The 25,554-nt window shown below is 73.9% G+C and carries 24 protein-coding genes; 15 read left to right on the top strand and 9 right to left on the bottom strand.

Features of this window, described 5'->3' with window-relative positions:
- Positions 1–58: 58 nt before the first annotated feature.
- The gene (locus ACFYUY_RS03200; protein ID WP_360210728.1) at positions 59–340 is read right to left on the bottom strand and encodes a DUF6343 family protein; all 282 of its coding nucleotides are present in this window, start codon (positions 338–340) and stop codon (positions 59–61) included.
- Positions 341–415: 75 nt separating this feature from the next.
- Here ACFYUY_RS03200 and ACFYUY_RS03205 point away from each other — a divergent pair, with 75 nt between their 5' ends.
- Positions 416–619, top strand: coding sequence for an I78 family peptidase inhibitor (locus tag ACFYUY_RS03205; RefSeq protein ID WP_360210730.1), 204 nt, complete (start codon positions 416–418; stop codon positions 617–619).
- Here ACFYUY_RS03205 and ACFYUY_RS03210 read toward each other — a convergent pair.
- Together ACFYUY_RS03210 and fabG are read right to left on the bottom strand one after the other, a co-directional pair.
- Positions 570–1,391, bottom strand: a complete 822-nt coding sequence (locus ACFYUY_RS03210) for a phosphatase PAP2 family protein (RefSeq protein ID WP_387897405.1) — start codon at positions 1,389–1,391, stop codon at positions 570–572. The two genes, ACFYUY_RS03205 and ACFYUY_RS03210, sit on opposite strands and share 50 nt — an antisense overlap.
- A 233-nt stretch (positions 1,392–1,624) precedes the next feature.
- On the bottom strand, positions 1,625–2,392 hold the full coding sequence (gene fabG / locus ACFYUY_RS03215; protein WP_360210732.1) for a 3-oxoacyl-ACP reductase FabG: 768 nt from the start codon (positions 2,390–2,392) through the stop codon (positions 1,625–1,627).
- A gap of 374 nt (positions 2,393–2,766) precedes the next feature.
- Between fabG and ACFYUY_RS03220 the strand changes: the two genes are divergently transcribed.
- The gene (locus tag ACFYUY_RS03220) at positions 2,767–3,663 is read left to right on the top strand and encodes a MarR family winged helix-turn-helix transcriptional regulator (RefSeq protein ID WP_387897408.1); all 897 of its coding nucleotides are present in this window, start codon (positions 2,767–2,769) and stop codon (positions 3,661–3,663) included.
- Between the two features lie 377 nt (positions 3,664–4,040).
- Here the strand turns inward: ACFYUY_RS03220 and ACFYUY_RS03225 are convergent, their stop codons facing one another.
- Positions 4,041–4,904, bottom strand: coding sequence for an aldo/keto reductase (locus ACFYUY_RS03225; protein WP_360210736.1), 864 nt, complete (start codon positions 4,902–4,904; stop codon positions 4,041–4,043).
- 496 nt (positions 4,905–5,400) lie between these two features.
- Here ACFYUY_RS03225 and ACFYUY_RS03230 point away from each other — a divergent pair, with 496 nt between their 5' ends.
- The 11 genes from ACFYUY_RS03230 (at position 5,401) to ACFYUY_RS03280 (ending at position 16,432) form a co-directional block, all read left to right on the top strand.
- Complete coding sequence (locus ACFYUY_RS03230) at positions 5,401–7,296, top strand: ABC transporter transmembrane domain-containing protein (protein ID WP_387897411.1); 1,896 nt, start codon at positions 5,401–5,403, stop codon at positions 7,294–7,296.
- A 172-nt stretch (positions 7,297–7,468) separates the two neighbouring features.
- Entirely contained in the window at positions 7,469–9,241 is a 1,773-nt protein-coding gene (locus ACFYUY_RS03235) for an ABC transporter ATP-binding protein (protein ID WP_360210740.1), read from the top strand.
- Between the two features lie 110 nt (positions 9,242–9,351).
- The gene (locus ACFYUY_RS03240; protein ID WP_360210742.1) at positions 9,352–9,594 is read left to right on the top strand and encodes a LapA family protein; all 243 of its coding nucleotides are present in this window, start codon (positions 9,352–9,354) and stop codon (positions 9,592–9,594) included.
- A gap of 47 nt (positions 9,595–9,641) precedes the next feature.
- Positions 9,642–10,370: an amino acid ABC transporter ATP-binding protein gene (locus ACFYUY_RS03245; RefSeq protein WP_360210788.1), complete on the top strand. Its 729-nt coding sequence runs from the start codon at positions 9,642–9,644 to the stop codon at positions 10,368–10,370.
- A gap of 9 nt (positions 10,371–10,379) precedes the next feature.
- Positions 10,380–11,285 (top strand): glutamate ABC transporter substrate-binding protein, encoded by a 906-nt coding sequence (locus tag ACFYUY_RS03250; protein ID WP_387897414.1) that lies wholly within the window; start codon positions 10,380–10,382, stop codon positions 11,283–11,285.
- A gap of 12 nt (positions 11,286–11,297) precedes the next feature.
- Positions 11,298–11,942, top strand: a complete 645-nt coding sequence (locus ACFYUY_RS03255; protein ID WP_360210746.1) for an amino acid ABC transporter permease — start codon at positions 11,298–11,300, stop codon at positions 11,940–11,942.
- Positions 11,939–12,808, top strand: a complete 870-nt coding sequence (locus ACFYUY_RS03260; RefSeq protein WP_360210748.1) for an amino acid ABC transporter permease — start codon at positions 11,939–11,941, stop codon at positions 12,806–12,808. Before ACFYUY_RS03255 ends, ACFYUY_RS03260 begins: the two co-directional genes overlap by 4 nt.
- 115 nt (positions 12,809–12,923) lie before the next feature.
- Positions 12,924–13,829 carry a LysR family transcriptional regulator gene (locus ACFYUY_RS03265; RefSeq protein ID WP_360210790.1) on the top strand — a complete coding sequence of 302 codons (906 nt, stop codon included), beginning with the start codon at positions 12,924–12,926 and terminating at the stop codon, positions 13,827–13,829.
- Positions 13,830–13,916: 87 nt separating this feature from the next.
- The gene (locus ACFYUY_RS03270) at positions 13,917–14,498 is read left to right on the top strand and encodes a cysteine dioxygenase family protein (protein WP_360210750.1); all 582 of its coding nucleotides are present in this window, start codon (positions 13,917–13,919) and stop codon (positions 14,496–14,498) included.
- Between the two features lie 13 nt (positions 14,499–14,511).
- Positions 14,512–15,630, top strand: a complete 1,119-nt coding sequence (locus tag ACFYUY_RS03275) for a YeiH family protein (protein ID WP_387897520.1) — start codon at positions 14,512–14,514, stop codon at positions 15,628–15,630.
- Positions 15,631–15,715: 85 nt separating this feature from the next.
- Positions 15,716–16,432, top strand: coding sequence for a spermidine synthase (locus ACFYUY_RS03280; protein ID WP_360210752.1), 717 nt, complete (start codon positions 15,716–15,718; stop codon positions 16,430–16,432).
- Positions 16,433–16,456: 24 nt separating this feature from the next.
- Here ACFYUY_RS03280 and ACFYUY_RS03285 read toward each other — a convergent pair whose 3' ends face one another.
- Positions 16,457–18,727 (bottom strand): glycosyl hydrolase family 18 protein, encoded by a 2,271-nt coding sequence (locus ACFYUY_RS03285; protein WP_387897419.1) that lies wholly within the window; start codon positions 18,725–18,727, stop codon positions 16,457–16,459.
- Positions 18,728–19,072: 345 nt separating this feature from the next.
- On the opposite strand from ACFYUY_RS03285, the gene ACFYUY_RS03290 reads away from it, so the two are divergent.
- On the top strand, positions 19,073–20,110 hold the full coding sequence (locus ACFYUY_RS03290) for a TetR/AcrR family transcriptional regulator C-terminal domain-containing protein (protein ID WP_387897422.1): 1,038 nt from the start codon (positions 19,073–19,075) through the stop codon (positions 20,108–20,110).
- Between the two features lie 132 nt (positions 20,111–20,242).
- Here ACFYUY_RS03290 and ACFYUY_RS03295 read toward each other — a convergent pair whose 3' ends face one another.
- From ACFYUY_RS03295 to ACFYUY_RS03305, 3 genes are all read right to left on the bottom strand, one after another.
- Positions 20,243–22,006 (bottom strand): hypothetical protein, encoded by a 1,764-nt coding sequence (locus tag ACFYUY_RS03295; RefSeq protein ID WP_387897425.1) that lies wholly within the window; start codon positions 22,004–22,006, stop codon positions 20,243–20,245.
- Between the two features lie 129 nt (positions 22,007–22,135).
- Complete coding sequence (locus ACFYUY_RS03300; RefSeq protein WP_387897428.1) at positions 22,136–23,029, bottom strand: TetR/AcrR family transcriptional regulator; 894 nt, start codon at positions 23,027–23,029, stop codon at positions 22,136–22,138.
- 123 nt (positions 23,030–23,152) lie between these two features.
- Positions 23,153–23,671 carry an NUDIX domain-containing protein gene (locus ACFYUY_RS03305; protein ID WP_360210758.1) on the bottom strand — a complete coding sequence of 173 codons (519 nt, stop codon included), beginning with the start codon at positions 23,669–23,671 and terminating at the stop codon, positions 23,153–23,155.
- 101 nt (positions 23,672–23,772) lie between these two features.
- Here ACFYUY_RS03305 and ACFYUY_RS03310 point away from each other — a divergent pair, with 101 nt between their 5' ends.
- Complete coding sequence (locus ACFYUY_RS03310; protein ID WP_387897431.1) at positions 23,773–24,993, top strand: serine hydrolase; 1,221 nt, start codon at positions 23,773–23,775, stop codon at positions 24,991–24,993.
- A gap of 84 nt (positions 24,994–25,077) precedes the next feature.
- Here the strand turns inward: ACFYUY_RS03310 and ACFYUY_RS03315 are convergent, their stop codons facing one another.
- Complete coding sequence (locus tag ACFYUY_RS03315; RefSeq protein ID WP_360210762.1) at positions 25,078–25,401, bottom strand: nuclear transport factor 2 family protein; 324 nt, start codon at positions 25,399–25,401, stop codon at positions 25,078–25,080.
- Between the last annotated feature and the right edge of the window lie 153 nt (positions 25,402–25,554).

A 25,554-nucleotide genomic window follows, 5' to 3' on the forward strand; every position in this document is an offset into this window, starting at 1 on the left:
AGGTGCGCGGAGTGGGAAGTCGGGCGGGCCGACTTCCCACTCCGTGGGAGACACCGCGTCAGAGCTCGGTCCGGCGTCGCCGGATGACCACCACGAGATCGACGGCGGCGAACAGGGTGAGCAGCCCGCAGGCGATGGCGAAGCCGGTGAGCGTCCCCCGGCTGGGGGCGCCGTAGGCGGGGGAGGCCGCCGCCCAGACCGCGAAGCCCACCGTGGCCAGCGCGAACAGCGGAGTGAAGGTGAGCGAGAGCAGGTAGCGGAGCTTGAGGTCGCTGCGGGCGGTGGACGGTTCGGTGCCGCTGCGCCAGCGCCGCCGGGGCGTGGTGATGGTGGTGCGCATGCCCTTTCACCTCCGGACCGCGTGGGTGCGGGCTACGATTCCAGCGTACGTCCGAGGGGGGAACGGGGAGGCGTGATGACGGGGTCGGACACGGCGGGCACGGACGCCGAGGGCTACGCGGGCCTGCGGATCGAGCGGGCCAGGGAACTGGCCCGGCGGCACGGCTGGGCGTCGGTCCGGGTGCTCGAACCCGGGGCGATGACGACCATGGACCACCGCGAGGGGCGGCTCAACCTCGCGGTGCGCGACGGTCTGGTCGAGCGCAGCTGGGAAGGCTGACCGCCGGGTGGGGCCGGCCGCCCCGGCGCCGGGCGAGCCGTCGTTCGGCGGCGGTCACCAGGGGTTCCGCCAGGGGCAGCGAGAGCAGCACCAGTAGTCCGGCGGCCCAGCCGGCCAGGACGTCGGTGACCCAGTGGGTGCCGAGGTAGACCGTGGTCAGGCCGATCGAGCAGGCGGTGGCCGCGGCGAGCACGGCGCCGGTGCGCCGCCAGCGGACCGCGAGGTAGGCGAGCACGCCCCAGGTGACGACGGCGTTCGCGGTGTGACCGGACGGGAAGATGGTGCCGCCGGAGAACAGCTCGGGCGAGCCGACGTACTGGGCGTAGTGCGGGCCCAGCCGGCCGGTGACGATCTTGACCGCGCCGACCGTGACGTTCAGCAGGAGCAGGGCGACGGCCATCACCAGCAGCGGGCGCAGCCGCCCCAGCCGGTGGGCGCGCCAGGCGAGCCAGGCGAAGGCGGCGACGGCGGAGGGGCCGCGCTGGCCGGCGACCACCCAGGTGTCGAGCAGCGGTTCCAGGCTGGGCCAGTGCGCGTAGGGGCGGAACAGGCGCACGTCCCAGTCGAGGTCGACCAGGGCGGTGTTGAGCAGGACACCGGCCAGGACCAGCAGGTAGGCGCCGCAGGTGGCGGCCAGGAGGGCGGCCTGCCGGCGGCCCATCGGCGGCCAGCCGGGCTCGTCGCGGTCCGTCCGGCGGCGCAGGTCCGGGTGGGCGGTGAGCTGCTCCGGCCCCTGGTCCGGACGGGGCGCGGGGGTACTCGGGGCTTGCACGGGGGTGACCTTACCCAGCCGGCCGAGCCCATTCCGGGGGTTATTGTCATTTACCCGAGAAATCGACAATCGGAGGTCCGTGATCGCACCCGGGGAGTGATTTCAATGATTCTCATATCGAATGTCCGTGTGGTGTTCGAATGATTCAGCAAAAGCCCCGGTAAAGAAAAGCGGAGCGGGAGGCCGGCCGGTCCGGCTTCCCACTCCGTGGTAACCCTGTGTAGGTTCAGTGCTCAGTCGAGGGGGCCGCCGGCGACGTAGACGACCTGGCCGGAGACGAAGCCGGCGCCCTCGCTCGCCAGGAACGAGATGGTGTGGGCCACGTCCTCAGGCAGACCGACCCGCTGGACCGGGATCTGCGAGGCCGCGGCCCGCTTGAAGTCCTCGAAGTCCATGCCGACCCGGGCCGCGGTGGCCGCGGTCATGTCAGTGGCGATGAAGCCGGGGGCGACGGCGTTGGCGGTGATGCCGAACTTCCCGAGCTCGATGGCCAAAGTCTTGGTGAAGCCCTGAAGCCCCGCCTTGGCGGCCGAGTAGTTCGCCTGGCCGCGGTTGCCCTGTGCGGAAGAGGAGGACAGGTTGACGATCCGGCCGAAGCCGGCGTCCACCATGTGCTTCTGCACCGCGCGGGTCATCAGGAAGGCGCCGCGGAGGTGGACGTTCATGACCGTGTCCCAGTCGGACTCGGACATCTTGAAGAGCAGGTTGTCGCGGAGTACGCCCGCGTTGTTGACCAGGACGACCGGGGCGCCGAGCTCGGCGACCACGCGGTCGACGGCGGCCTGCACCTGCGCGGCGTCCGAGACGTCGGCGCCGACGGCCAGGGCCCGGCCGCCGGCCGCGGTGATCCGGTCGACGGTGTCCTTGCCGGCGGCCTCGTCCAGGTCGAGGACGGCCACGGCGTAGCCGTCGGCGGCCAGGCGCTCGGCGGTGGCGGCGCCCAGGCCGCGCGCGGCGCCGGTGACGACGGCGACCCGGGTGGCGGTGCTCTGCTCGGTCATGCTCGCTCTCGTCTCTCTCGGGAAGGCCTCCGCGGGGAGCGCCCCGGGAGGGTGGCCACACCCTACCGGTGAGTAGGGAGGGCGGCCAGGGCCGGAGAGCCGCAGGTGACGGTCGGTAAGGACCGACCGGTCGGCTTTCTACTGAGAACGGGTTACCGAGAGGGCGTGGCGGGCGCGTAAATATGCCAATGTTGCCGAACCTGCGTCTACTATCCGCCCCTGCCTGCCAGCAAGGGCCCGCCGTTTGTATAGTGTCCGCCAGCAGCCACCGGCTGCACGGCTGGAGCGCCCTCCCTCATAGCTGGACGCCCACTCGCCGTTACTGCCCCACCCGGGTGTCCCACACACACCGGGTGTGACATCGGGACGGATACATGGTGCTGGGGGAGATCCCGACGACCCGCGTGTCCGCGCGACTGCAGCAGTCGCCCGGGCACCTGATTCGCGTTGCACAGCAGGTTCACACCCGGCTGTGGTCGGAGCATGTCGGAGCCGATCTCACGGCTCCGCAGTTCGCGGTCCTGCTGGTCCTGGCCCTCGAGCCGGGCGCCGACCAGCGCACGGTCGGCGAGCGGGCCTCGTTGGACAAGGCCACGATGGCCGAGATGGTCGCGCGGCTGGTCCGCCGCGGCCTGGTGCTGAGGAGGCGAGACCCGGCCGACGGCCGGCGCAAGCTGCTGGCCCTCTCGCAGGGCGGCGCCCAGGCGGTGCGCGAGGCCACCGGTGGTGTGGTCCGCGTGCAGCGCACCCTGTTCGAGCCGCTGACGGCGGAGGAGCAGGTCGAGATCGTGCGGGTGATGGCCAAGATAGCCAGGCTGGAGCCCGCCGCGGTCGCCGTCTTCTCGGACGCGCGGCCGATACTGGACGCCCAGCGGGCGATCGGCTACCTGATCAGGGTGAGCCAGCAGGTGCACACCAAGCTCTGGTCGGAGCACGTCGGAGCGGAGCTGACGGCGCCGCAGTACGCGGTGCTGGACGCGCTGGAGCTGGAGCCGGGCGCCGACCAGCGCACGGTCGGCGAGCTGGCCTCGCTCGACAAGGCCACGATGGCCGAGATGGTGAGCCGACTGGTGCGCCGCGGCCTGGTGCAGCGTCGGCGCGACCCCTCGGACGGCCGCCGCAACCTGCTGTCGCTCTCGCCGGCCGGTCAGGACCTGCTGCACCGTTCGGCGGCCGGCGTCGGCGAGGTGCAGCGACTGCTGCTGGCCCCGCTGGACGAGGGCGAGCACGCGCCGGCCCTGGCGCTCATCGCCAAGGCGGCCAGGCTCTAGCCGTCCTTCTTCGAGCTCCAGCCAAAACGATTCGCCAACGTACTGAGCGGCTCACGTACCGCGGAACGCGGTCGCCGAAGAGCGCGGTCGCCGGAGAACGGTGACCGGGCAGGACGGTGACCGGGGAACGCGGTGACCGCGGAGCACGGGGAAACGAGGACCCGGATCGCCGGGTGCCGAGTGACCCGCGACCGCACGGCCGATCGCAGGACCACCTGCACGACCGATCGCACGACGGACCGCACGACCGGCCTGCCGAGGGGACCCAGGCGGCCGGATCCGGCGGACCGTGACACGACGAGGACCGCCCGCCCCTGCCGGGGAGGGCGGTCTTTCGACGTGGCGGGCCCGTCGTAGTGGTCGGACGGCGGGTGCCGTCAGTTCCAGTCGAACTCCTGCGGGTCCGGACCGATCCGCTTGCCGGTGGCGACGGCGGCGATCGCGGCGAGGTCGGCGGCGTCCAGCTCGAAGCCGGCCACGTCCAGGTTCTCCCGGATCCGGGAGGGGGTGACCGACTTCGGGATCGCGATCACGCCGCTCTGCAGGTGCCAGCGGAGCACCACCTGGGCGACCGTGCGGCCGTGCTTCCCGGCGATCTCCACCAGCGCCGGCTCGGCGAGCAGCTCCTTGCCCTGGCCCAGCGGGCTCCAGGCCTCGGTGGCGATGCCGTGCTTCGCGTGGAACTCCCGCAGCTCGGTCTGCGGGAAGTACGGGTGCAGCTCGACCTGGTTGAGCACCGGCACGACCGGGCTCTCGTCCAGCAGGCGGGTGAGCTGCTCGGTGCCGAAGTTGGAGACGCCGACCGACCGGACCCGGCCGTCCGCCTTCAGCTGCTCGAGGGCCTTCCAGACGTTGGCGTAGCTGCCGTGCATCGGCCGCGGCCAGTGGATCAGGTAGAGGTCGAGGTAGTCGAGGCCGAGCTTGGCCAGCGAGGCGTCGAACTCGCGCAGGACGGCGTCGCGGCCCTGCTCGCCGGACCAGTCCCGGGTGCCCGAGTTCCAGAGCTTGGTGGTGATGTAGAGGTCCTCGCGGGCGACGCCGCCGGCCAGCGCCTCGGCGATCGCCTTGCCGGTGCCGTCCTCGTTCTCGTAGATGGCGGCGGTGTCGATGGAGCGGTAGCCCGCCTCGATCGCACTGCGGACGGCGGCGGTGGCCTCGCCGTCCGGGACCTGCCACACGCCGAAGCCGAGCTGCGGGATCTGGGCGCCGTCGTTCAGGGTGACGCTGGGGATGTTGCTCACGGGAAGGGGTGCCCTCCTGGTCGTCCGTGTGTTTCCAGAAGGGGGCAACTGGCGTTCGGACGGGATTGTTCCCGCCAATCGGGCGAATCCTGCGCCGGCCCGCGGCCGCCGGGGCCCGGAACCGCGGGCCGACGGGCGGAAAACCTGTTGCGCGGATCACATCGCGGTTGGCACGCTCGCTGACATGGCCTCCTGAGATCCGGGCCCTTCGTGCCCCCACCCCCGTCCGTCCGCTCGGCCGGTTCGACCGGTCGGTACGCGTGACCCGTGCTCCCCGCCCGCGGCGCCCGCTCCGGGCGCGGTGAGGTCGCCGTCCCCGGCGCCTCCCGGCGGGCCGGTCCGGCTCCCGGTGCTGTGCGTCCCGCGCCCGGTCCGTCGGCCGCGCCCGTCCGCCCCTATCCGTCCGCACCCGCCCTCGCAGGGCGCATCGCCCTGCCCGCGCGCCCTCCCGCGCGCCCTCCCGCACCTCGCTCGCACCCTCCCGCATCGGAGCGTCATGCTGCTCACCCCCCTGCCGCTGGCCGACCCCGGCAGTCCCGACCTCTCCTCACCCCTGGCCTTCCTGCGCTGGCTCCAGCGCGGCCAGCGGCGCGGGCAGGTGCTCTCCACCTGCTGGGCGCTGCTGGAGATGGGCGGCCAGGCCGCGCTGCCGGTGCCGCTCGGGTGGGGCGTGCAGGCCGCCGTCGACGCCGACGCCGCCGGGATCTGGCGGGCCGGCGCGCTCGCCGTGCTGCTCTCCGTCGTCTCCGTGCTCGGCACCGTGCTGCTGCACCGCCAGGCGGTCTGGAACTGGATCCACGCCGCCTGCCAGGTGCGGCAGCTGGTGGCCCGGCAGGCCTCGCACCTCGGGGCCGGGCTGTCCCGCCGGATCGCCACCGGCGAGGTCGTCGCGGTCGGCAGCGGGGACGTCGAGCGGATCGGCTGGTACGTCGAGCTCGTCGCCCGGGTGCGGGCCGCGGTGATCGTCTGGCTGGCCGTCAGCACGGCCGTGCTGGTCGCCGAACCGGTGCTCGGCCTCGGGGTGCTGCTCGGGGTCCCGGTGCTCGCGGCCGCCGTCTGGCCGCTGATCGGCCCCTTCGAGCGGCGGTACGAGCAGCAGCGCACGCTGGGCGGCAAGGCCACCGAGCTGGCCGCCGACACGGTGGCGGGGCTGCGGGTGCTGCGCGGCATCGGCGGCGAGGAACTGTTCCTCGAACGGTACCGGGCGGCCTCCCAGAAGGTCCGGGCCGCGGCCGTCCGCTCGGCCCGGCTGTGGTCGTTGATGCAGGCGCAGCAGGTGCTGCTCCCCGGCCTGTTCGTGGTCGGGGTCACCTGGTACGGCGCCCGGCAGGCGGCCGCCGGCGAACTCGCCGTCGGCACCCTGATCGCGGTGTACGGGGCCACCGCCTTCCTGGCCGCGCCGCTGCGCATCCTGGGCGAGGCCGCGCACGCCTGGAGCGTCGCCCGGGTCTCCGCCGGGAGGGCCGTCCGGGTGCTCTCGCTCAGCCGCACCACCGGCACGGCCGAGGCGGCGTTGGACCGGCCCGGGGACTGCGACCTGTTCGACCCGGAGACCGGTCTGAGCGCGCGGGCCGGTGAGCTGACCGCCGTCGTCTGCGGGGACCCGGACTTCGCCGGGGCGCTCGCAGAACGGCTCGGCGGGCACGTCCCGGTGGCCGAGGGCGAGCCGCAGCCGCCCTCCGTCCGGCTCGGCGGGACGGACCTGGACGCGGTGCCGCTGGCCGAGGCCAGGGCCGCGGTGCTGGTCCACGACAAGGAGCCGGTGCTGCTCTCCGGCACACTGGCCGGGCTGTTCGACATCCCGTCGTCCGGCCGGGTCCCGGTGGCCGAGGCGCTCGCGGCCACCCGCTCGGACGACGTGCTGGACGCCCTGGTGGACGGCTCGCCGGACTGCGCGGGGGACCCGCTGCGGGCCCGGATCACCGAGCGCGGGCGCTCGCTGTCGGGAGGCCAGCGCCAGCGGCTGGCGCTGGCCCGCGCCCTGCTGGCCGACCCGCCGGTCCTCGTCCTGGACGAGCCCACCAGCGCGGTGGACGCCCACACCGAGTCCAGGATCGCCAGCGGACTGCGGGAGACCCGGGCGGGCCGCACCACCGTGGTGTTCGCGACCAGCCCGCTGCTGCTCGACCAGGCGGACCGGGTGGTGCTGGTCCGGGACGGCCGGGCCGTCGCGGCCGGGCGGCACCGCGAACTGATGCGCACCGAGCCGGCCTACCGCGCCGTGGTCACCCGCGACGAGGAACCGGTGCGGGCCCCGGCCGGGGCCGGTGGGCGCGGGGCCGCCGGGGCCGCCGGGGCGGGGCGCGCCGCGGAGGGCACCCGGGGCGGGGAGGGCGGCCGGGCCGCGACGGGCGGCCGGGTCGCGACGGCGGAGCTGGAGGAGCCGGTATGAGCCGCCCGGGCGCCGGGCCGTCCGGCTCTTCGGGGCGGCCCGCCCGTGCCCGCCGTCCTGCCTGCCCTGCCCGTTCCGCCCGTCCCGCCGCCGGGGACCGTGGCGACCGCGGTCACCGGGCCGACCGTGTCGAGCCGTCCGTTCGATCGGACCAACCCTTGAGGAGCGCGTCATGAAGCCCCCCGTCCAGCAGGAGCAGGGGCCGGCCACCACGCTGCCGGTCGGCTCCCCGGCCGCCGTCCGCGAGTACCTGCGGCTGCTCGCCCGGCGCCACCGCCGCGGCTTCTCCGCGGTGGTCGGCCTGCACTCGGTGGCCACCCTGGCCGGGCTGGTCGGGCCCTGGGTGCTCGGCGCCCTGGTCGAGTCGCTGGCCACCGACACCGCCGGGGCCGCCGTCGCCACCGCGGTCGCCTGGTACCTGCTGGCGCTGGTGGTGCAGTCCGCCTTCACCGGCTGGTCCCGGCTGCGCGGCGCGGTCCTCGGCGAGCGGGTGCTGGCCGACCTGCGCGAGGACTTCCTGGTCCGTTCCGTCGCGCTGCCCACCGGCGTGCTGGAGCGGGCCGGCACGGGTGACCTGGTCTCCCGCGGCACCACCGACGTCGACCGGCTGGACAAGTCGGTGCGCGAGGCCGTGCCCGAGCTCGCCGTCGCCGTCGTCTCGCTGCTCCTGGTGCTCGGGGCCCTGCTGGTCACCTCCCCGCTGCTGGCCCTCACCTCCCTGGTCGGGCTGCCGCTGCTGCTGGCCAGCTCCCGCTGGTACTTCCGGCGCGCACCGCAGTCCTACCGCAACGAGTCGGCCGGGTACGCCGCGGTGAACACCGTGCTGGCCGAGACGGTGGACGCCGGGCGGACGGTGGAGGCGCTGCGCCTGGGGGAGCAGCGGATCGCCCTGACGGACCGCAAGCTGCGCGAGTGGCTGGCCTGGGAGCGCTACACGCTGTGGCTGCGGACGCTCTGGTTCCCGACCATCGACGCGGTGTACGCCTCGGCGGTGCTGGCGACCCTGGTGCTCGGCGGCCTGTTCACCCTCCAGGGCTGGATCACCGTCGGCCAGTTGACCACCGGGGTGCTCTACGCGCAGATGCTGACCGGCCCGGTCGACCTGATCCTGCGCTGGTACGACGAGCTGCAGATCGGGCAGGCCTCGCTGGCCCGGCTGGTCGGCGTCCGCGAAGTGCAGCCGCACGAGGGCGACGAGTCGGCCCGTCCGGACGGGCGCCGGGTGGAGGCCCGGGACGTCCGCTTCGGTTACCGCGAGGGCGCCGACGTCCTGCACGGCATCAGCCTGGACGTGGCCCCCGGCAGCCGGGTCGCGCTGGTCGGGCCGTCCGGCGCCGGCAAGTCCACCCTCGGGCGGCTGCTGGCCGGGATCTACGCCCCCGGGCGCGGCAGTGTGACGCTGGGCGGGGCCGCGCTGTCGCGGATGCCCGCCGAGCGGGTCCGGGCGGAGGTCGCCCTGGTGAACCAGGAGCACCACGTCTTCGTCGGCACCCTGCGGGACAACCTGCAGTTGGCCGCGCCGCGGGCGAGGGACACCGAGCTGCGGGCCGCGCTGGACGCGGTGGACGCCGGCGCCTGGGTGGACGCGCTGCCCGAGGGCCTGGACACCGAGGTCGGCTCCGGAGGCACCGCGCTGACCCCGCCGCAGGCGCAGCAGCTGGCCCTGGCCCGGCTGGTGCTGGCCGATCCGCACACCCTGGTGCTGGACGAGGCCACCTCGCTGCTTGACCCGCGGGCCGCCCGGCACCTGGAGCGCTCGCTCGCCCGGGTGCTGGAGGGCCGCACGGTGATCGCCATCGCGCACCGGCTGCACACCGCGCACGACGCGGACGTGATCGCGGTGGTCGAGGGCGGCCGGATCAGCGAGTACGGCAGCCATCCGGAGCTGGTGGCGGCCGGCGGCCCGTACGCGGCGCTGTGGCGCTCCTGGCGGGACGAACGGTAGCGGCGGCGCGGTAAACCCGTACGGGGCGGGATTGCCCCGTACGGGTTACTCGCCGACCCGCAAGGGCGCGTAGCCGGGCAAATCGGCACCGGCGCCCGCAGACTGCTCCGGTGACCAAGATTTCGGACGGATCGTCCTCCAAGCGCAGCGAGATCGGTGGGGTCCCCACCCGCTACATCGGGATCGGCGTCATCGTCGTCCTCGCGGTGTGGTTCCTGTTCGCCAACCTCGACCGGGTGCAGATCCAGTTCTGGGTCTTCACCGTCACCGCACCGCTGTGGATCGCGCTCCTGGCCACCCTGGTCGCCGGTGCGGCGCTGGGCTGGCTGCTGAAGGGGCGTCGCGACCGGTGATCACCGGACCCGGTCCGGACCCGGCGGGACCCGCGGGCTTCGCACCGCTGATCGAGGTGCGCGGCGTCAACAAGCACTTCGGGGACCTGCACGTGCTGCAGGACATCGAGCTGACCGTCGGCCGCGGCGAGGTCGTGGTGGTCATCGGGCCGTCCGGCTCCGGCAAGTCCACGCTCTGCCGGGCGATCAACCGCCTGGAGCCGATCGAGGCGGGCACCATCCTGATCGACGGCGAGCCGCTGCCCGAGGAGGGCAAGGGCCTCGCCCGGCTGCGGGCCGAGGTCGGCATGGTGTTCCAGTCCTTCAACCTGTTCGCGCACAAGACGGTGCTGCAGAACGTCTCGCTCGCCCAGGTCAAGGTGCGCGGGCGGTCCAGGACGGAGGCGGACACGAGGTCCCGCGCGCTGTTGGAGCGGGTCGGACTGGAGGCGCAGGCCGCCAAGTACCCGGCCCAGCTGTCCGGCGGCCAGCAGCAGCGGGTGGCGATCGCCCGGGCCCTGGCGATGGACCCGAAGGCGCTGCTCTTCGACGAGCCGACCTCCGCGCTCGACCCCGAGATGATCAACGAGGTGCTGGACGTCATGCGCCAGCTCGCCCACGAGGGCATGACGATGGTCGTGGTCACCCACGAGATGGGCTTCGCCCGGGCCTCCGCCAACCGGGTGGTCTTCATGGCCGACGGGCGGATCGTCGAGGACCGCACCCCGGAGGACTTCTTCGGCGCTCCGGAGAGCGAGCGCGCCCGGGACTTCCTGTCCAAGATCCTCAAGCACTGAGGCGGCGCCGTGACGAGGAAGACCAGGCTCGCCGCCGCCCTCCTGACCGCCCTCCTGACCGCCGCCGCGGCCGGCTGCGGCAAGCCGGGGACCCCGCCGCCCAAGGGCCCGCAGGCCAGTGCGCTGCCCGGCTACCCCGTGCAGGACGCCGCCGCCGTCACCGGCTCGCCGACGCTGGACGCCGCCCGTGCCCGCGGCCACCTGGTGGTCGGCGCCAAGGAGGACCAGCCGTACCTGGGCTCGAAGAACCCGGCCACCGGCGAGTACTCCGGCTTCGACATCGAGATCGCCAAGATGGTCGGCGCCGACCTCGGCTTCGCGCCGGACCGGATCCAGTTCCGGACCATCGCCTCCGCCAACCGCGAGACCGCGCTGCAGAACGGGCAGGTCGACTACTACGTCGGCACCTACACCATCAACGACAACCGGAAGAAGCTGGTCGGCTTCGCCGGGCCCTACTACCTGGCCGGGCAGTCGCTGCTGGTGCGCCGGAACGACGACAGGATCCACGGCCCGGAGGACCTGAACGGCCGGAAGGTCTGCTCGGCGGCCGGCTCGACGCCGTACCAGCGGATCCAGTCGCAGTACCCGCAGGCGCGGCTGATCGGCTACGACACCTACTCGGCCTGCGTGGACAACCTGATCACCGGCCAGGTCGACGCCGTCACCACCGACGACACGATCCTGATGGGCTACGCCGCCAAGGTGCCGGACGAGCTCAAGGTCGTCGGCCGGCCGTTCTCCCGGGAGCCGTACGGGATCGGCACGCCGAAGGGCGACACCGCGCTGCGGTACGCGCTCGACGACGCGCTGGCCCGCCACGAGCAGAACGGCGACTGGCGGAAGGCCTACGACGCCACCCTGGGCCTGTCCGGGGTGCCGGCGCCGACCCCGCCGCCGATCGACCGGTACTGAGAGGGCCGCGCCGTGAAAACGCTGATCGACAACTGGTCGACCTACTGGGAGGGCTTCCTCGGCACGCTGCAGCTCTTCCTCGTGAGCGCCGCGGTGTCGCTGGTGCTGGGCGTGCTGATCGCGGGCTTCCGGGTCTCGCCGGTCAGGCCGCTGCGGGTGTTCGGGGCGGTGTGGGTGACGCTGCTGCGCAACACGCCGCTCACCCTGCTCTTCTTCATCGTGGTGCTGGGTCTGCCGCGCTTCGACATCACGCTGCCGTTCTTCACCTTCGCGGTGGCCGCGCTCGGCTGCTACACCTCGGCCTTCGTCTGCGAGGCGATGCGCGCGGGCATCAACACGGTGCCGACCGGGCAGGGGGAGGCGGCGCGCAGCCTGGGGATGGGCTTCGGGCAGACCATGGGCCTGGTGGTGCTCCCGCAGGCGTACCGGTCGGTGGTCGCCCCGATCGGCAGTGTGATGATCGCGCTCGCGAAGAACACGGCGATCGCCGGTTCGTTCAGCGTCACCGAGCTGCTCGGCACCTACCGGACCATCAACGAGCTCGGCTACGGCATCGTCTGGACCTTCGTCTGGATCGCCGTCGGCTACCTGATCATCACGCTGGCCGTCAGCCTCGTCTTCAACCTGCTGGAACGACGGGTGGCGGTGTCGCGATGACGGTCGAATCCTCCGCGCTGTACGACGTCCCCGGCCCCAGGGCGCTCGCCCGGCACCGGCTGTACGGGGGGATCGCGCTGCTGCTGATCGCGGCGCTGATCGGCTGGATCGTCTACATGCTCTTCCACACGCAGCAGTTCACGTACGAGAAGTGGACGGCCTTCCAGTACCGGGGTGTCCAGGAGCTGCTGCTGCGCGGCCTCGGCAACACCCTCAAGGCCTTCGGCTGGACGGTGCTCCTGGCACTGCCCTTCGGCGCGCTGTTCGCCGCCGGCCGGCTGTCCGACCACCGGCCGGTGCGCTGGGTCTGCACGCTGGTGGTGGAGTTCTTCCGGGCCATGCCGCTGCTGGTGATGATCTTCTTCGTCTTCGTGGCGCTCAAGGCCCCGCCGCTGTGGGCGCTGGTGACCGGGCTGGTGCTGTACAACGGCTCGGTGCTGGCCGAGGTGCTCCGGGCCGGGGTGCTCGCCGTGCCCAGGGGGCAGCGGGAGGCGGCCTTCGCGCTCGGCATGCGCAAGACCCAGGTGATGGCCTACGTGCTGGTGCCCCAGGCCAACCGGGCGATGCTGCCGGCCATCATCAGCCAGCTGGTGGTCGCGCTCAAGGACACCTCGCTGGGCTTCCTGATCACCTACGAGGAGTTCCTGCACGCCGGCAAGCTGATCGCCACCAACCTCGACTACGACCTGCCGTTCATCCCGGTGGTGATGGTGATCGCACCGGTCTACATCGGCATGTGCCTGCTGCTCTCCTGGTTCGCCCGCTGGGTCGAGCGCCGCAGCCGGCGCAGCCCGAGCGCCCGGGGCGGCGCACCGGTGGCCAAGGCCGAGGTGGCGATGGGTCTGCCGCCCTCCGTGCAGCAGTGAGGGACCTGGTTCTCCGCGGAACCATAGGTGCGGGTGGGGATCGGCCGGGCGTCTCCAATTTCCTCTTATGATTGCGGAGGCTGGACGACGACCCGACGGAGGGCCCATGGAGCCGGTGTTCGACTCGCGGCACATCAGGACGTTCCACGAGGTCGTCAGAGCGGGCTCCTACTCGGCCGCCGCGCGCGAGCTCGGCTACACCCAGCCCGCCATCACCCAGCAGATGAAGGCGCTCGAACGCACCGTCGGCGTCCCGCTGTTCACCCGGGCCGGGCGCGGACTGCGGCTCACCGAGGCCGGTGAGGCGCTGTCCCGGCACTCCGAACTGATCCTCGGCAGCCTCTCCGCCGCCCAGCAGCAGCTCGCCGCCCTCGCCCGGCTGCGCGCCGGCCGGGTGCGGGTCTGTGCCTTCCCCAGCGCGAACGCCACCCTGATACCGGAGGCTATGGCCCGGCTGCTCGCCGAGCACCCCGGAGTCCGGGTCGAACTGCTGGAGGCCGAGCCGCCGGAGTCCGTCCAGCGCCTGCTGCGCGGGGAGTGCGACATCGCCCTGGCCTTCCGCTACCCGGGCGCCGCGACCGAGGTGCCGGACGGGGTCGACGAGATCCCGCTGATGGAGGACCTGCTCACCGTGCTGCTGCCGGTCGGGCACCCGCTCGGCCGCCGGCACGCCGTCCGGCTCTCCGACCTCGACGGCGAGCGCTGGATCGCCGGGTGCCCGCGCTGCCGGGCCAACCTGCTGCACGTCTGCGCGGAGGAGGGCTTCGCACCGGACATCGTCTTCTCGACGGACGACAACCTGGCGGTGCAGAGCCTGGTCGCCGCGGGCGTCGGCATCGCGCTGATGCCGGCGCTGGTGCTCTCCTTCATGTGCCACCGCAAGGTCACCGGGCGGGCCGTCGAGCCGCACCTGCGGCGGCAGGTGAGCGCGTACGTGCTGCGCGAGCACCGGCGGATCCCGGCCACCGGGCTGGTGCTCGACCACCTGCGGCAGGCGGCGGCGAGCCGGGTGGGGTGCTGAGGGCGACCGATTCCATAAGCTGGAGTTGGGGGAGAGCTTAAGAACCCTCGTTGGACGTGATAGGTGGGTTCGGTCGAACCTGCTGCCATGACACCCTCAGCCACGGTCGGCAGCGACCACCTCACCGAGCGGATGACCGCCCTGATCGGCGAGATCCGTGCCGTCGTCGACCGCGGCCTGCCTCCGGAGCTCACCGCCTACCTGGTCGGTGAACGCCTCGCCCCGCACCTGCACGCCGACCCCCACGGGCCCGACGCGCTGCTGACCCCGGAGCAGACCGAGGGCGACCCCGAGCGCTACCGCCAGCACGTCCTGCACGCCGAGGAGGACGGCAGCTTCTCCGTCGTCGCCCTGGTCTGGCTGCCCGGCCAGCAGACCCCGATCCACGACCACGTCTCCTGGTGCGTGGCCGGCGTCCACCGCGGCCAGGAGAGCGAGACCCGCTACCGGCTGGTCTCCGACGGCCGCACCGCCCGGCTCGTCGAGACCGAGCACGTCGCCGGCCCGGCCGGCACCGTCGCCGCCTTCGCCCCGCCCGGCGACATCCACCTGGTCCGCAACGCCTGTAGCACCACCGCCATCTCCATCCACGTGTACGGCGCGGACGTCTCGCGGCTCGGCACCAGCATCCGGCGCGTCTACCGGCTGCCCGCCGACGAGCAGCAGTGAGGCCGGCGTGGCGCTGACCATCAGGGAGCGGGCCACCCGCACCCGCTCGCTCCCCCCGCTCGGCGGCGACGCCCCCGGGCTGCTGCTCGCCGCCGCCGGAGTGGCCGCCGCGCTGGCCGTCCACGCGGCCGTGCCCGCGGTGCCCAAGCTCACCGCCGCCGTCGTGCTCGGCATGGCCGCCGCACACCTGCCCGGGCTGCGCCCGGTGGTGCGCGGGGTGGCCCGGCCCGGACTGTCCACGGCCGGGAAGCGGCTGATGCGGCTCGGCATCGTGCTGCTCGGACTCAAGCTCAGCCTCGACGACGTGCTCGGCCTCGGCTGGGCCACCGTCGCGATGGTGCTCGCGGTGGTCGCGGCCACCTTCGCCGGCACGATGTGGCTGGGCCGCCGCCTCGGACTGCCCGGCGACCAGCCGCTGCTCGTCGCCACCGGGTACTCGATCTGCGGGGCCTCGGCGATCGGCGCGGTCAGCCAGGCGGCCGGCAGCGAGGAGGAGGACGTCGCCGCCTCGGTGGCCCTGGTCACCCTGTGCGGGACGCTGGCGATCGCCGTGCTGCCGCTGCTCCAGCAGCCGCTCGGGCTCGGGGAGCTGGAGTTCGGGCGGTGGGTCGGCGCGAGCGTCCACGACGTCGGGCAGGTCGTCGCGACCGCCCAGACCGGCGGGGCGGGCGCCCTGCGGGAGGCCGTCCTGGTCAAGCTGATGCGCGTGGTGCTGCTGGCGCCGCTCGTGGCCGGGGTGGCCGTCGCGGTGCGGCGCCGGTCCCGCTGGGGCTCGCCGGCGGCCGGGCGGGACGGGCAGGACGAACCGTCCGGGCGGGACGAGGCGGGCATCGGTGGACATACCGGTAACAAAACGGCCATGGGTGCGAAGCGCCCGCCGATCGTCCCGCTGTTCGTGGCCGGCTTCCTCGCGATGATCGTCCTGCGGACCACCGGGGTGCTGCCGGAGCACGCCCTCACCCTGGCCGGGGACGCCCAGGAGCTGCTGCTGGCCGCCGCGTTGTTCGGTCTCGGCAGCGCCGTGCACCTGCCGACGATGGCCCGCACCGGCGGCCGGATCGCCCTGCTCGGGCTCGGCTCCTGGGTGGTCGTCGCCGGCGTCTCGTACGCGGGGGTGCTGATCACGACCTGACGGGTGGGGCGGCGGACTCGGCTATTGTCGGGCGGGTACTCGTCCGCCGGGACGCTCCTGCACCCGAGTCCGCTGAGGAAGACGTATGTCCACCGCACTGCCCGAACGGGACGCTCGCGAGGCCGTCAGCACCGTCGACCGGCGGGAGGGCCCGTTCGGAGAGGTGGTGCTGCGCCGCCGCGGACGGCACTTCGAGATCATCGCCAACGGGTGCTTCCTGATGGACACCGCCGACGGCCGCTCCGAGCGGCTGCTGATCCAGGCGGCGCTGGACGAACTGGACCGCACCGCCGACGGCGCCACCGCCGGGCGGCCGTCCGTCCTGATCGGCGGCCTCGGGGTCGGCTTCTCGCTGGCCCACGCGGCGGCCGAACCGCGCTGGGGGCGGATCGCCGTCGTCGAGCGCGAGAACGCCGTCATCGACTGGCACCGGAGCGGGCCCCTCGGCGCCTTCTCCGCCGGCGCGCTGCAGGACGAGCGGGTCCGGGTGCTCCACGCCGACCTGCTGGAGTACCTGGCCGCGGCCGACGGCGAGCGCTACGACGCGCTCTGCCTGGACATCGACAACGGCCCGGACTGGACCGTCACCGACTCCAACGCCGGACTGTACGGCGCGGACGGCCTCGCGGTGCTCTGGCACCGGCTGCAGCCGGGCGGGGTCCTGGCGGTGTGGAGCGCGCAGCCCTCCGCGGCGTTCGAGGAGGCGCTGCGCGCAGCCGGCTTCTCCGGCGTCGCGACCCTGGAGATCCCGGTCAGCCGGGGCGTGCCGGACGTCGTCCACCTGGCGCGGCGCGCGGGCTGACCGCGCGCCGCGCCGCGGCGGGCGCTACTTGAGGCCGTTGTCCACCGCGGCCATCAGCTCCCCGCCGGCGGTGTCGCCGTCGAAGGACCACACCATGGCGCCGGCCAGCCCCTGCGCCTTGATCCAGGCGGTCTTGCGGGCGATCTCGGTCGGGTCGTCGTAGGTGTAGAGCACGGTGCCGTTGTAGATGTAGGCGAAGCCGGCCACCGGATCCCGGTAGAGGGTGTAACCGCCGCTCGTGGCCATGTCCTTGAGCTTGTGGTAGTCCTCGAAGCCGTTCTCGTAGCTGCCCGGCGCGGGGCCGGTCGCGCTCTGGAACAGGCCGTTGGTGCTGCCGCGCGGCACGCCCGTCCAGCCGCGGCCGTAGAACGGGATGCCCAGTGTCAGCTTGCTCTTCGGGGCGCCCCCGTTGACGTAGGCGTTGATGGCGATCTCGGAGCTGAAGCGGCGGTCCGGGGTGCTCGGGTCGCCGGCCGCGACCTTCAGCGCGGACTGCTGATTGGTCGTCATCTCCCAGGCGCCGTGGTAGTCGTAGCCCTGGATGGTGGCGAAGTCGAACGCGCCGAACAGGCCCGGGACGTCGATGCCGGCGGCGATCTTCGCCGGGTCGGCGGGGAGGAAGGCGCTCAGCGTGTAGTGCTTGCCGGTGGTGGCGCCCAGCGCGTCCAGCTGGCGGCGAAACTCCTGGGCCAGCAGCGTGTAGTCGGCCTTGTCCTCGGGCCGGAAGATGTTGCCGGTGTGCCCGTCGGAGTTCGGCCACTCCCAGTCGAGGTCGATGCCGTCGAAGATGCCGGCCGCGCTGCCCGGACCGCCGCGGCCGTCGATCACCGGCAGGTTGCCCTTGAGGTACATGTCGATGCAGGAGCTGACCAGCGCCTTGCGGGAGGCGTCGGAACTCGCCGCGTCCGAGAACCACTTGCTGTAGGACCAGCCGCCCAGCGAGATCTGGATCTTCAGGTTCGGGTACTTCGCCTTGAGCTGCTTGAGCTGGTTGAAGTTGCCGGCCAGCTTCTGGTCCCAGGTGTCGGTCGTCCCGGCCACCGAGTTGCCCGCGTCCCAGCCCTTGCCGAAGTCGGCCCAGGCGTCACCGGCGCCGTCGCCCGCGTTCGGGTCGGAGTCGTTGCCGGCCGCCTTGTTGGTGATGAAGCACTGCTTGGTGGTCGGGTGGATGTTGGCGAAGGCGTAGTTCAGCGTGGTGAGCCGGCCCGCCGAGCCGGAGGTGTCCAGCTGCTTCACGCTGTAGCCGCGGGCGTAGATGCTCCACTGGCTGAAGTAGCCGATCTTCAGCGCGCCGCCCGGGGTGCCGCCGCCCGGCTTGGTCGCGGCGGTGACCGGGCCGGAGGCGGGTGAGACGTTGCCGGCCGCGTCGCGGGCCTTCACCGTGAAGGTGTACGAGGTGTTCGGCGCCAGGTTGCCCACCGTCGCGCTGGTGCCGGTGACGGTCACGGCGAGGGCGGTGCCGGCGTAGACGTCGTACGCCACCACGCCCACGTTGTCGGTGCTCGCCGCCCAGCTCAGCGAGATGCTGCTGGAGTCGGAGCCGGTGACGGTCGGGGTGCCGGGGGTGGTCGGCGGCTGGTTGTCCGGTGTGGTCGGCTGGGTCGTGACGCTGACCGGGCCGGCGGCCGCCGAACGGTTGCCGGCGGCGTCGAAGGCCTGCACGGTGAACTGGTAAGCGGTGTTGGCGGTCAGGCCGTTGACGGTGACGGCGGTGGTGGACCCGTCGGTGGTGGCCACCCTGGCGCCGTTCTGGAAGACGTCGTAGCCGGTGACGCCCACGTCGTCGGTGCTGGCCGCCCAGGCCAGCCCGACCGAGGTCTGCGTCACGGAGGTCGAGCGGAGGCCGCCCGGAGTGCTCGGCGGGGTCTGGTCGTTTCCGCCGCCGTCGCACGGCTTGCCGTTCAACTTGCAGTTCAGCAGGGGCTGGTAGCTGCCCGAGTAGGCGATGTTGAAGCCCAGGCCGTAGGTGCCGCCGGGCTGGATCGGGCTCGCCCAGCCGGGGTTCTTCACCGTCACGTGCGAGGCCGCGGTGGTGTACGTCGCGTTCCAGAGCGAGGCCACGGTGTTGTTCGCGGGCAGGTCGAACTCCAGCGTCCAGCCGTTCAGCGGGGCGCTGGTGCCGTTGGTGATCGTGTACGAGCCCTCGTAGCCGCTGCCCCAGTCGCTGCCCTTGGTGAGGGTGGCGGTGGCCGAGCCGGCGGCGCTCGCGGACGCCTGGGGGAGGGCGACGGCGAGCATCGGGACGAGCAGGGTTCCGGCCGCGAGCAGCGGCAGTCTGATCCGACGTCTGCGCATGGAGTGGCTCCTGTCCCGGGGCGGCCGGAGGGGCCCGGATGCCCCGATACCTGTGGGGAGGTGGCAGGTGCGTGCGGGAGCCCGGCCTGGGGGCGGCCGGGACGGAGCCTCGGGCCGTCGGGGTGCGCGGAGGGTCCTGTGCTCCCGAGGGTAGGGAGCCGGTCGCCAACTCGCAATAGGTCTGTACCAGTTGGGTGGGGTGGGTGGGTGCTAGCCTCGGACGGGCTGGTGCACTAGTGCGGTGTGCGGTGTGCGGTGTGCGGTGTGCGGTGTGCGGTGTCGGGTGTCGGGTGTGCGGTGCGGCGTGGAGCCGGGCCGGGCGGGTAGGGCGGAGGAGTGGTGGGCGTGGTGGAGGGCGGGACGCCGTCGGAGCGGATCGCGGCGGAACTGCGGCGGCGGATCGCCTGCGGGGAGCTGGCGCCGGGGGCGCGGGTGCCCTCGACCCGGCGGATCACCCGGGAGTGGGGCGTGGCGATGGCCACCGCGACCAGGGTGCTCACCCGGTTGCGGGAGGAGGGCCTGGTCCGGGCCGTTCCCGGGGTGGGGACGGTGGTGGTCGGGCCGGGTGGTGCTTCGTCCGCGTCGCGGGCGGCAGGGCGGCAGTCCGAGGGGGCCGAGGGGGCCGAGGGGGAGGCCGGGCGGGGCGCCGCAGGCGGCGGTGCGGGCGTCGGGGCGCGGCGGGCCCGGGGTGGTGGCGAGCGGGACCTCACCCGGGCGCGGATCGTCGCGGCGGCCGTCCGGGTGGCCGACGCGGAGGGCCTCGCGGCGCTGTCGATGCGCCGGGTCGCGACCGAACTCGGCGCCGCGACGATGTCGCTCTACCGTCATGTGCCCGGCAAGGACGACCTGTTGCGGCTGATGATGGACGAGGCCTTCCGTGAGCAGCCGCTGCCGGACCGGCTGCCCGGAGGCTGGCGGGAGGGGCTGGAGGAGGTCGCGCGGCTGCAGTGGAGCATCTACCGGCGCCACCCCTGGCTGGCCTCGACGATGTCGTTCACCCGGCCGGTGCTGGCGCCCGACGCGGCCGTGCACACCGAGCGGTCGCTGGCCGCCCTGGCGGGGCTCGGACTGAGTGTCGAGGAGGCGGCCCAGGCTTCCGTCGCGCTGGCGGCCTTCGTCTGTGGGCTCGCCGTCCACTTCGAGCGGGAGGCGCAGGCCGAGCAGGACAGCGGGATGTCGGCGGACGAGTGGATGGACCGGCTGGAGGGGGAGGACCACGATCAGCTGTTGGCGGACCCGGAGCGCTTCCCGATGTTCGACGAGCTCACCCGGGGGCCGGAGGTCGACCTGGGGTTGGATGCGCTCTTCGAGTTCGGGATGGGGCGGATGCTCGACGGGATCGGCGCGGTGATCGAGCGCCGGGCCGGGGCGGCGAACGGCTGAGGGGTGGCAGGTGGCCGTCGGCAGCCGGCTGCGAACAGATAACAGATGACAGCGAACAGATAACAGATTTCGAAATCTGTTATCTGTTCGCTGTCATCTGTTATCTGTTCGCCGCTCCCCGGATGCTCGGGCTCAGCCGAAGGGGCTGGTCTCCGGGGTGCTCGCCGAGGGGTCGGCTGCCGGGGTGTCGTTCAGCAGGGAGGCGACGGCTTCGGGGGAGAAGGGGTCGAAGTCCGGCGGCGGGATCATCACCGGGGTCCCCTTGCGGGGCGCCTCCGCCGCCGGGGCCGCAGGGGCCGCCGGGGCGGGCACGGTCGGTGGCGCGGAGGGCGGCGGCGGGACGGCCGCGCCCTGCGGCGCGAGCGTCGTCCCGAACGGGTCCGAGCGTTCCGCCGTCACGGTGCCGAACGGGTCGGTGGCCGGGGCGGCCGCGACCGGGGCGGGGGTGTCGTTCAGCAGGGAGGCGACGGCTTCGGGTGAGAAGGGGTCGAAGTCCGGCGGCGGGATCATGACCGGCGTGCCCTTCCGCGGAGCCCGCTCCTGCGGTTCGGCGTCGGCCACCGGTGCGTCCGCGACCGGCGCGAAGGGGTCGAAGTCCGCGGGCGGGACCAGCACCGGCGTGCCGCGCCCGCCCACCGGCGCCTGCTCGGGTTCCGTCACGACGGGGTCGGCGGCGGCAGCCGCAACCGCAGCGGCGGCGTCGGGGGCGGCCGCGGGGGTGCCGGCGGAGGTCCGGGCTGGTTCCCCGTCCCAGCCGAACTGCACGCTCTTCAGCAGCTCCGCGAACGCCTCCGTGTACAGCTCCCAGTCCTCCGGCTGCGCGGTGGACAGCTGGACGCAGAGCACGGTGCCGCCGTCCGGCAGCGGGACGAAGGCCTCCACCGCCGAGGTGACCACCCAGCGCCGCTGCCCGTCGCCGGCCAGCGGCCCGGGCACCGGCGCGGTCCGCCCCTCGACCAGGACGGCGGCCGGTCCGGCCGGCAGCAGGACGGTCCACACCTCGGCGTGCCGACGGACGGTGGCCAGTTCGGTGGCGAGCGCGGTGATCGGCTGAGGGTGCCGGGCGAGCGAGACGACGAGGGCGGCCTCGGAGGCGCGGTCTTCGACCTCCAGGGCGCAGACGCCCGCGTAGACGGCGCCCGCGTCGTGGACGAGGTCGACGAGGGTGGCCGCGATGACCGCGAAGTCGCGGCGCGGCTGCGCGCCGCCACCGCTGAACAGCTCCTCGGCGACCTCGGCCAGGTGCGTCGTCAGCTCCTCGGCCGCCGCGACGGTGGCCGGGTCGTCGCCGGCCGCCGCACCCGTCGGCGCGGGCACCGTACGGGCCGAGACCCCGGCGGGGCCGCCCGGGGAGGTCAGGGGGTGGAAGCCGGGCGGGACCACCAGGCGCACCTCGGCGCCGGCGCCGGTGGCCAGTTCGACCGGTTGGCGGGTCTGCTGCCCGGCCGCGAGCGCGGCCAGGGCCGGGGCGAACGGCGGCCGCAGCTTGGGGTCGGCGAACTCGCCGGTGACGGGCAGTTGGAAGAGCGCGGCCGAGGTGGTGCCGCGGTCGGCGATCGCTCCGCGCACGGCGCCGCCGCCGTAGCGGTGGTGCAGCGCGGTGGTCACCCGCTCGGCGACCCGGGCGCCCGTGCCGGGGCGGCCGGTGCCCGCGGTGATCACCGTGCCGAGCCCGTCCAGGGCCGCGTGCACCGGGCCGTTGGGGGCCAGCGGGAGCCCGAACAGTGCCTCGGCGGCGGGGTGTTCGGCCGGGCGCAGGGCGCTCAGGGAGCCCGCCGGGTGGCGGGTGGTGTGCTCGTCGAAGAGGGCGTCGGTGAGTGTGCCGAGGGTCGCGCAGACCTGCTCCGCCGCCGCGAAGGGGTTGGCCTCCGCGCTGAACTGGACGTCCTGGGTCAACTGGTGAGCCCCCCGCTCTGCTCCGTCTGCGGTCGCTGGTTAGGGTCGGTCCTGGCCCGCCCGCAGTGGCGTGCCGCCGGATCCCCGCCCATTCCTATCAGAGCCCGCTGTCGGTGCCGAACCCGCGGATCACCCGACGGGGCCCGCGGCGGATCCCTCCGTGGCCTGCGGTGACGTTTCGCCCGCCGGGGCGGCGGCGAGGGCGGTGACCGCCTCGGTCATCCCGGGGACGGTGAACAGCGCGGCGAGCTCACGCACCAGGCGCCCGGTCGGGCCGTCGGGCCGCTCGGTGGCCAGGAACCCGGCGAGTTCGGCGGCGAGCGCCGGCTCCCGCGCGGCGGTGAGGACGAGGGCGGCGACGAACTCCTGGACCAGGTGAAGCTGCAGCTCCTCCAGCGGCACCGAGCGGTCGGCCAGCCACTCGAGCGAGGTGATCTCGGCATTGGCGATCCAGGCCCGGACGGTCAGCCGCAGCCCTGGACTGGGGGCGGCGATGGCGAGGTGGGAGAGGATCTGGTCGTGGGCCGCCCGCCGGACCTCGTCGATCACCGCCGAGGTGTCCGGGCTGGCCGCGACCGAGCCGCCGCGCAGCAGTGCGGCGAAGCCCGGGCCGTGGCTCTGCACGAAGTCCAGGTAGCGGCCCATCACCCGGTGCAGCCGCTCGGACAGCGGCCCGTCGGAGGGCTCCTCGAAGCGCGCCGAGAGCTCCCGCCCGGCCCGCCGCAGCGACTCCTCGTACAGGGCCTGCTTGCCGGGGAAGTAGTGGTAGACCAGCGGCCGGGAGGCGCCCGCGGCGGCGGCGATGTCGTCGATGGACACGTCCTCCGGCGGGCGCCGGCTGAACAGTTCCAGGGCGACGGCGATCAGCTGCTCGCGCCGCTCGTCCACGCTCAGCCGCCGGCGGGGCCGCTCGCCCGCCGCGGTCCGGTCCGGGTTCCGGTCCGCGGTCCGGCCGGGGGAGCGGTCCGGGGCGGGGGTCCGTTCGGCGCGGGCGGTCGTGGGAGACGGCGTGCGGGAGGCCATGCGGCCACCCTATCCGTCGGGCTGGTCGGGGCCCATGGCGCCGGGGGCGGGGGTGGGCCGGCACGGTGGCGGGCGCCTCCCGGGCGTGGCGACCGCGACCGTGCCCGCCTCCCCCCTCGGGCCCTAGCCGCGGAGCTCCAGGTAGCGGCGGTAGGCCTCGCGGCCGTCGGGGACGAAGTCGTCGCGGGTGAGGCGGTCGGCGAGTTCGGCGGGGGTGAGCCAGCCGTACCAGGCGACCTCGGACTCCTGCGGCGAGACCGGGCCGTCCCACTCGGCCTCGTAGGTGTCGCACCACCAGGAGAGGTCGTCCTCCCGGAACAGGAACCTGAACAGCGGGCGCGGCTCGATCCCGTGCACGCCGAGCTCCTCCTCGGCCTCGCGGACGGCGGCGTCGGCGTACGTCTCGCCGGAGCCGACCACGCCGCCCACGAACATGTCGTAGGCGCCCGGGGCGAACAGCTTGGTGTCGGTGCGGCGGTGGACGAAGATCCGCCCGGCCCGGTCGCGGACCAGGACGAAGACGGACCGGTGGGTGAGCCCCAGCCGGTACACCTCCCCGCGCACCGCGGTCCCGATCACCCGGTCGTGCTCGTCGACGACGTCCAGCAGTTCTTCGGCAGGGTCTTCGGCAGGGTTGGTCATGACGGACAGGTTAGGGTTTCGGGGCCCGTCTCGAACGCTCCTGCGGCAGGTCGAACGCGGGTGGCAGGCGGAGCAACCGGACAGTCTGAGGATGGCGCGCGGTGGAGATCTGGGGCGAGACGGCCGAGGGGTTCGAGCCCGTACGGGAGGCCTTCGCGCGGAACTTCCACGCGTACGGCGAACTGGGGGCGGCCTTCGCGTTGTACGTGCGCGGCCGCAAGGTGGTCGACCTGTGGGGCGGCGACGCCCGGCCGGAGGTCGGCGGGCGGCCCGCTCCCGCGGTGCCCTGGACGGCGGACACCGCGCAGGTGCTGCGCTCGGTCACCAAGGGCCTGACCGCGACCACCGCGCTGCTGCTGGCCGAGCGCGGCCTGCTCGACCTGGACGCACCGGTGTCCTCGTACTGGCCCGAGTTCGCGGCGGCCGGCAAGGGCGGGGTGCCGGTGCGCTGGCTGCTGTCGCACCAGGCGGGGGTGCCGGCGCTGGACGTGCCGCTGCGGCTGGAGGACGTGCTCACCTGGGAGCGGGCGGCCGCCGCCGTCGCCGCTCAGGCACCGGCCTGGGAGCCCGGCACCGCGCACGGCTACCACCCGTACACCTTCGGCTGGCTGGTCGGGGAGGTGGTGCGGCGGGTGAGCGGGCGGACGGTCGGCCGGTACTTCGCCGACGAGGTGGCCCGGCCGCTCGGGCTGGACCTGTGGATCGGGCTGCCGGCCGGGGCCGCGCCCCGGGTCGGCCGGCTGGTCGACCTGCCCGCCCCGGAGGAGGCCAGGACGGGGCCGAGCGGGCTTCGGCTGCGGCCCAAGCAGTCGGTCCGGGACGCCTACCAGGACCCGGCCTCGCTGACCGCGCGGTCCTTCGCCTCGGTGCTCCCCGGGGTGGACCTCAACGACCCGGCGGTGCAGGCCGCCGAGATCCCGGGGGCCGGCGGCATCGGCACGGCCCGTTCACTGGCCCGCTTCTACGCGGCGCTGATCGGCGCCGCGGACCGCCCGGACGGCTCCGGCGCGCTGCTGCCGCCGCTGCTCGGCCCCGAGGTGCTGACCCGTGCCGTCGGGCCGGCGGTGAGCGGGCCGGACCGGGTGCTGATCGTCAACTCCACCTTCGGCCTGGGGTTCTGGCGGCACGGCCCGACGGCGCCGATGGCCTCCCCGGCGAGCTTCGGCCACCCGGGCCGGGGCGGTTCGCTGGGCTTCGCCGATCCGGAGCTCGGGCTGGGCTTCGGCTACGTGACCAACGGCATGCAGCCCGGTGTCACGGGGGACATCCGCTCGCGCAACCTGATCCGCGCGGTGCGGGGCTGCCTGGGGCTGCCGGTCTGACACCCGGACCGGACGGGCTCCGGGCCGCGGGCCGCTCAGGGCCGGGGCCCGGGCCGTGCCCGGGCCGGCGGGTGGGCGGACGGCTCAGGCCTGGCCGGTCTCGAAGCGGCTGATCCGGCCGTCGGCGACGGTGAAGCGCCAGGCGGTGCGCATCTCGCCCCAGGTCTCGTTGGTGAAGGCGGCGACCAGCGCGTGCCCGCCGTCCGACTCGGACTGGACGTCCATCCGGCCGCGGACGGTGAAGATCTCCTTGTCGATCCACTGGTCGAGATCACGGTCCGAGCCGTCGTCGGACATGGTCGCGTCCGGGGTGAGCGTGGCCAGGAAGGCGGCCCGGTCCCCGGCGTTGACCGCGGTGACGAAGGCGCGCACGATCGGGTCGGAGAGCTTGGCGGGGGCGATGGTCATGGGGGGCTCCTGGGCTCCTGGAAGTCGGGTGCGGGACTCCTGTCTAAGGCGTTCGCCGGGCGCGTCCGGGCATGTCGGCGGCGCGTCACGAAAATCGAGGATTCATGTGCTTAGATCCCGAAAAGGGTGATTTGCCTGGCGGTGCGCTTCCTG

The organism is Kitasatospora sp. NPDC004745 (assembly GCF_042873275.1).
Lineage (GTDB): Bacteria > Actinomycetota > Actinomycetes > Streptomycetales > Streptomycetaceae > Kitasatospora.